This is a genomic window from Lamprobacter sp. (assembly GCF_034860625.1).
In the GTDB taxonomy this organism is placed as follows: domain Bacteria; phylum Pseudomonadota; class Gammaproteobacteria; order Chromatiales; family Chromatiaceae; genus Lamprobacter.
In genome coordinates this window covers 1-4848 of record NZ_JAYESN010000232.1, presented here as the reverse complement: position 1 = coordinate 4848, position 4848 = coordinate 1, and the positions used below count along the sequence as shown (strand labels likewise).

5 protein-coding genes and 2 pseudogenes are annotated in these 4848 nt (G+C 55.9%); 1 reads left to right on the top strand and 6 read right to left on the bottom strand.

The features are described 5' to 3' along the window. The first annotated feature begins 258 nt into the window (after positions 1-258). Positions 259-765, top strand: coding sequence for a nitric oxide reductase activation protein NorD (locus VBE63_RS24840; protein WP_323685692.1), 507 nt, complete (start codon positions 259-261; stop codon positions 763-765). A gap of 257 nt (positions 766-1022) precedes the next feature. Here VBE63_RS24840 and VBE63_RS24835 read toward each other — a convergent pair whose 3' ends face one another. The 6 genes and pseudogenes from VBE63_RS24835 to VBE63_RS24815 all read right to left on the bottom strand — a co-directional run bounded on the left by VBE63_RS24835 (position 1023) and on the right by VBE63_RS24815 (position 4796). Next, a complete protein-coding gene (locus tag VBE63_RS24835) occupies positions 1023-1232 on the bottom strand; it encodes a hypothetical protein (protein ID WP_323685691.1) in 210 nt (69 codons plus the stop codon). Further along, the gene (locus VBE63_RS24830; RefSeq protein WP_323685690.1) at positions 1204-1704 is read right to left on the bottom strand and encodes an ATP-binding protein; all 501 of its coding nucleotides are present in this window, start codon (positions 1702-1704) and stop codon (positions 1204-1206) included. The genes VBE63_RS24835 and VBE63_RS24830 overlap by 29 nt, the downstream gene beginning before the upstream one ends. Next, positions 1673-2029, bottom strand: a pseudogene (locus tag VBE63_RS24825) (ATP-binding protein); the annotation flags it as partial. The pseudogene VBE63_RS24825 and the gene VBE63_RS24830, both read right to left, overlap by 32 nt. 2 nt (positions 2030-2031) lie before the next feature. Next, a complete protein-coding gene (locus VBE63_RS31615; protein WP_416274668.1) occupies positions 2032-2643 on the bottom strand; it encodes a Mu transposase domain-containing protein in 612 nt (203 codons plus the stop codon). Positions 2644-2646: 3 nt separating this feature from the next. Further along, positions 2647-3195 (bottom strand): annotated as a pseudogene (istA, locus tag VBE63_RS31610) (IS21 family transposase); the annotation flags it as partial. Between the two features lie 47 nt (positions 3196-3242). Further along, on the bottom strand, positions 3243-4796 hold the full coding sequence (locus VBE63_RS24815; protein ID WP_323685689.1) for a hypothetical protein: 1554 nt from the start codon (positions 4794-4796) through the stop codon (positions 3243-3245). Between the last annotated feature and the right edge of the window lie 52 nt (positions 4797-4848).

The following is a 4848-nucleotide window of genomic DNA, read 5'->3' as shown; positions in this document are numbered from 1 at the left end:
CCGCCGCCAGCGCGGCAGGTATGAGTCTGAATGCGTTGGTCGAGAAAGCCATCCGGCATGAGCTTTGAAATCCGGCGGGCGATCACCGCGACACAAGATCACGACTGCACCAGGAAGTGCAACTATCCTTCGATGAACCCCCACGCCGCGCTGTCGAAGAACCCGGTCGCCTGCCGCCGCGCCACTATACCGAATAGGATTATCAGAGCCGCCACTACCGCCCCATCAAACAACCCCCCCTAAGGCTGTTCGCAAAGCATTCTCGAACTCAGCCAGGTCGCCGTCGCCCTGCTCGGCTGGGCGATTGAAGCCCTGGGCGATGCATTCGCCATTGGCGGCTTCTCCTCCAACACCCGCCACGAAGTGCGCTATTTGCACATCAAAGGCTTCAGCGAACCCTGGGGCGCACCGGTCAAGGCGCGCCTGGCGGCGCTGCAGGCCGGCTGGTCGACCCGCATGGGTGCCGCGCTGCGCCATGCCGGGCACAGTCTGGCACGACGCGCGGCGGATAAGAAACTGCTGTTGATCTTAAGCGATGGTGAACCAGCGGATATTGACGAGACCGATCCGCAGCGCTTGATTGAGGATGCGCGCAAGGCATTGCAGGAACTGAGTGGAGCGGGGATTTACAGCTACTGCATCAACTTCGACCCGCATGCCGATGACTATGTCGGCACGATTTTTGGGCAGCATTACAGTGTGATTGATCGGGTGGAGCGGTTGCCGGAGCGCTTGACGCAGTTATTTGTGGCGTTGACGCGGTGACGCGCTTGAGTGTTCCAAAATCGAAAGATTGGTCTCTGCGGTGTCATCACATCGAACTTGGCGCTTTTTTGCGCCGATGACTGGCGCGATGCTTGATAGTGCCAAGCCTCGCACTGTCGCTGTTTTCCCTGATTGTTAGCGGCTGACCAAACCTGCGCATAAACGGTGAAGTCCAGCCCCGCAGGAAACCGCCGCCGCTGGAACCGAAGCCCAAGCCACCGACCCGCTGGCAGCGGGCGGTAGCCTGTCAAGATCACTCAGAACGGATCATCGTTATAGGAAGGAAACAACGGCAACGGTCGCTGACGCGCATCAGCGCATTGCTCCTGATAACGCTGCTCACGCGCCTCGGCGATCGCTAGGCCATGAACCTCATAGATCCCCTCGCAAAGCATCTCCAGCCACTCAACGACCGCCAGTGCCTGCTGCGGGGGCCAGTCATAGGGAATCATCGGGGGTGGATACATGCTCCTCTCCTGGCGGTGGTGAGAAAGACTGCGCCGCTGGCGTCGTGCAAGCCGCGCGCTGCTGGCGGCGTCGTGCCGCATCCTCCTTCGCCTCCTTGAGCCGATAGGACTCCCCATCGATATGAACAATCTCCGCGTGATGGACCAAGCGATCAATCAGCGAAACCACACAAGCGGCATTGGGAAACACCTCTCCCCACTCGGCAAAAGGGCGATTGGTCGTCACCAGCGTCGAAGACCGCTCATAGCGGCGCGAGACCACCTCAAAGAGCAAATCCGCATGGCGGTTGGAATACGACAGAGTCACGATCTCATCGATCACCAACAGCTGCACCCGAGCATAGGCATTCAGGCGCGCGCGCAGCGCCCGCTCCCCATCGGCTTCCAGCAGCGCATTGAGCATCGCCGCCGCCGACGTGCACAAGCACCGTGCGCCCGGTGAGCACCGCCTGTTGCGCCAAATTGCGCGCAATCGTCGTCTTGCCCACCCCGTTGGGCCCGATCAGCACCACATTCAGCGCCTCGGCGACAAACCCAAGCCCCATCAACGCCTCGATCGCCGCGCGATCACAGCGCTTCGGCCAATTCCAATCGAAATCCGCCAACGGCGTAAAGCGGCCCAGATGCGCCTGTTTCAACCGCCGTTCCAACGAGCGTTGCGCCCGTGCCTCTTCCTCCCATTGCAACAACGCCGGTAGCCAAGGCGCCTGCGCCACCTCCGCCCACTGCGCCAGCACCCCATAGAGCTTCAGCGCCTGAGCGCGTTGTTGCAATGCATCCAGATCATGCTCCGTCATGCTCAAGCCTCCTGCGACGGCGCATCATGCAACTGGTCGTAATCCCCCAAGGCCGCCGTGCGCACCACCACCTCACGCACCCGCGCATCCGCCGGCAGCGTGACCGGAATCGGCGGCGGCTGTCCGCGCGCCTCGCGCCGTCGCTCCAGCGCCTGGCGCACCGCATTGGTCTGCGCCACCCCGCGCGCCAGCGCCTCCTCAATCCCCGCCGTCAACTCTGTCGCCCCATGGGCCTCGAGCAGGCGCAGCAACGCCGCCGTCAGGCTCCCCAGCGGCTCCCCGCGCTCGGCCGCCTTGGTCAGCAAGGTCTGAGCGATCGGCACCGCCTGGATCAAGCGATCCTGCCCCCGGTGCTGACGCGCGGCGTGCTTGCGTGCCACCAGCTCCGCGATATGGGCCGGGTCCTCCACCTGCACCCCGGCATCGAAAGAGCGCGCATGGGTGGCCAGCACCGTCGCGCCATCGACCACCCGCACCTGCTCCAGCGACGCCACCACCGTGAGGGTGCGACGCACCTGGGTGTGAGGTACCGAAGAGTCGTTGCGGTCAAAGCGCACATAGGGGGTCTTGCCCACCGCCACCTGTTCATCGGTGGGAAAGGGTGGCGCTGGCAAGGGCAGCAACAGCGGGCGTTCTTGTGCAAAGACCGCCCGCACCGAGCGGGTGCGATCCTCCGGACAAGGGCGATCAGCGGCTTGGCCCTGACACCAGGCCTCGGCCTGGGCATTCAAATCGGGCAGATCCGTAAAGGTGCGCGCGGCAAAGAAACTGTCGCGGATATAACGAATGGCGCGCTCCACGCGACCTTTCTCATTGCCGCGCGCCACCGCCACCGGGCGCGGCTCAAAGCGGTAGTGACCGGCCAGTTCCAACAGCGTCGGATGAAAGCGAATCGCCTCCCCCTGGCGCTCGAGCACCGCGCTTTTGAGGTTGTCATAGAGCAACACCCGTGGCACACCACTCCAGGCATTGAAGGCACCGACATGCCCGCGCAGGAAATTGGCCATCTGGGCATCGAGAAAGAAGCGCAGAAACACCGCCCGGGAGAAACTCAGCACCATCACAAAGGCCATCAGGGTGCGCGTGGCCCGCCCAATGGTGAGTTTGCCGAAGTGGCCCCAGTCGACCTGCGCCTGCTCACCGGGCAGGGTCTTCAGGCGCAGATAGGCCTCGGGCTGGGGTGATGAAAATCCTAAAAAAGTGGGTCAATTTTTTAAGTCAGTTTTTGTTCCTTCTTTAAATCAACTGTCAGTGCTTTCTTTTTTGCCTGTAGGCTAGGATTCGGGAACCTATCTTTAAATTCTATAACCGCTTTCACAGGCACCGACTCTAATGCTTTTTTTATAAAATCGGTAGTGAGATCGCTCACCATTGCGCCAAATGTTAAGACCAATCCGCCGAATCCTTGATTGGCATGCGTATCAGCCAAGTATTTTTGCTTCCCGAAGAGTGATTCGAGTACTTCGCTACTGTTTGGCAAATATTCGTTTTCCCGACATTGGCGGGCTTGTACTTCGATAAAATCGACAAGATGATCCTTTAATTTTTTATTTTCCTCATATTGGATCTCGCCTAACTCATTTAATTTTTTCGCCAACTGCGAAGCGCTCTCTCGACTCAACCAATTTTGACGCGAAAACCGTTCGACAGTATCGGTGATCTTGAGCGTTTCCGACCAACGAGCAATCGGTTCTTGGTAAGCGGTTAATTCCCCAATTGATCGCTCAAGCGCTTCTTTTTCCGATGCGTCTGCCCGATCCAATAAATCAAGCATTTGTTTTGCCCAGCTCACACGAGTATTTAAATTCATATACCGAGATTTTTGACGTAATTTGGGTGGAGACAAATGCGCTTGGTTCGTTTGTTGCAATTTGCTTTTGATGGATTGCGCTATTTTTAAGAAACCTTCCCAATCCGGATCTTTTTTCAGTATCTTTTTGATTTCAGAAGCGGTTTTGTGCTTAATGTCATAAAAACTTGCCACTTCCGGGTGACATTCTTGAAATTTTTTGACACCGGCATGGAGATCGCTTCCATGATCATGGATCAGTGCCCTCGGCATCCCCGTCTTTTCGACGGCACGCTGAATCTGCTCGTAAACGACCGAACCATCCGAATGATCGACGATTTCCAAGTCGATCAAACTTAAATCGCGATGTTGCAAGGCACCGCGATCTTTCTCATAAGTGCTTAACCGAAATCCAACAATCACAAAACATTTTTCGCTGCCTAATTGAATATTATGATCGAAAATCAACACCCAATCGTCATCGGCTTTTTCTTTTGGACGCGTTAATTCATAATAACCAACGCGCATTGCCCAAGAGCGCACACTCGTCCAGTGGACAGCAGCATCGATTCCAGGAAAAATCTGGTTCAGAATCATCGGCAAACTGCGCGCGGAAGCGCGCAAATGTAAGGAACTCTCGAAAACGAGCAGCAAAAACAATTGAATCAGGCCAATCGAGTAATGATGATTAGGCGCTGTTTGGTGAAAAGATTCGGTGAGTCCAACTTGTTGCTCTTGAGTTTCTTGTGTTTCTTGTTTCTCCCGATCTTTTTGTGCTAACGATTCTTTTAGTTCTTTATTTTCTTTTTCTAAATCTCGCATGCGTTCTTCTTGTTGCCGGTATTTTTTCTCCCGATAGTACTGTTTGTTTTTTAATGATTTAATTTCTCTCCGTGCTTCCTGATATTTTTCTTTCCACTTATCGCGGCTTTCCTTGAAAAAATTAACAAGTTTATGTAAAGGGCTTTTGTATTCCATGTGACCGGCTCCTAGGAGTGATTAAGTTAGGGAACAAAAATGTTATCCTATT

What these genes read in the sequence shown, in the direction of transcription:
- VBE63_RS24815 (WP_323685689.1), bottom strand. Translation starts at nt 4,796, where the DNA reads ATGGAATACAAAAGCCCTTTACATAAACTTGTTAATTTTTTCAAGGAA.
- VBE63_RS24835 (WP_323685691.1), bottom strand. Translation starts at nt 1,232, where the DNA reads ATGTATCCACCCCCGATGATTCCCTATGACTGGCCCCCGCAGCAGGCA.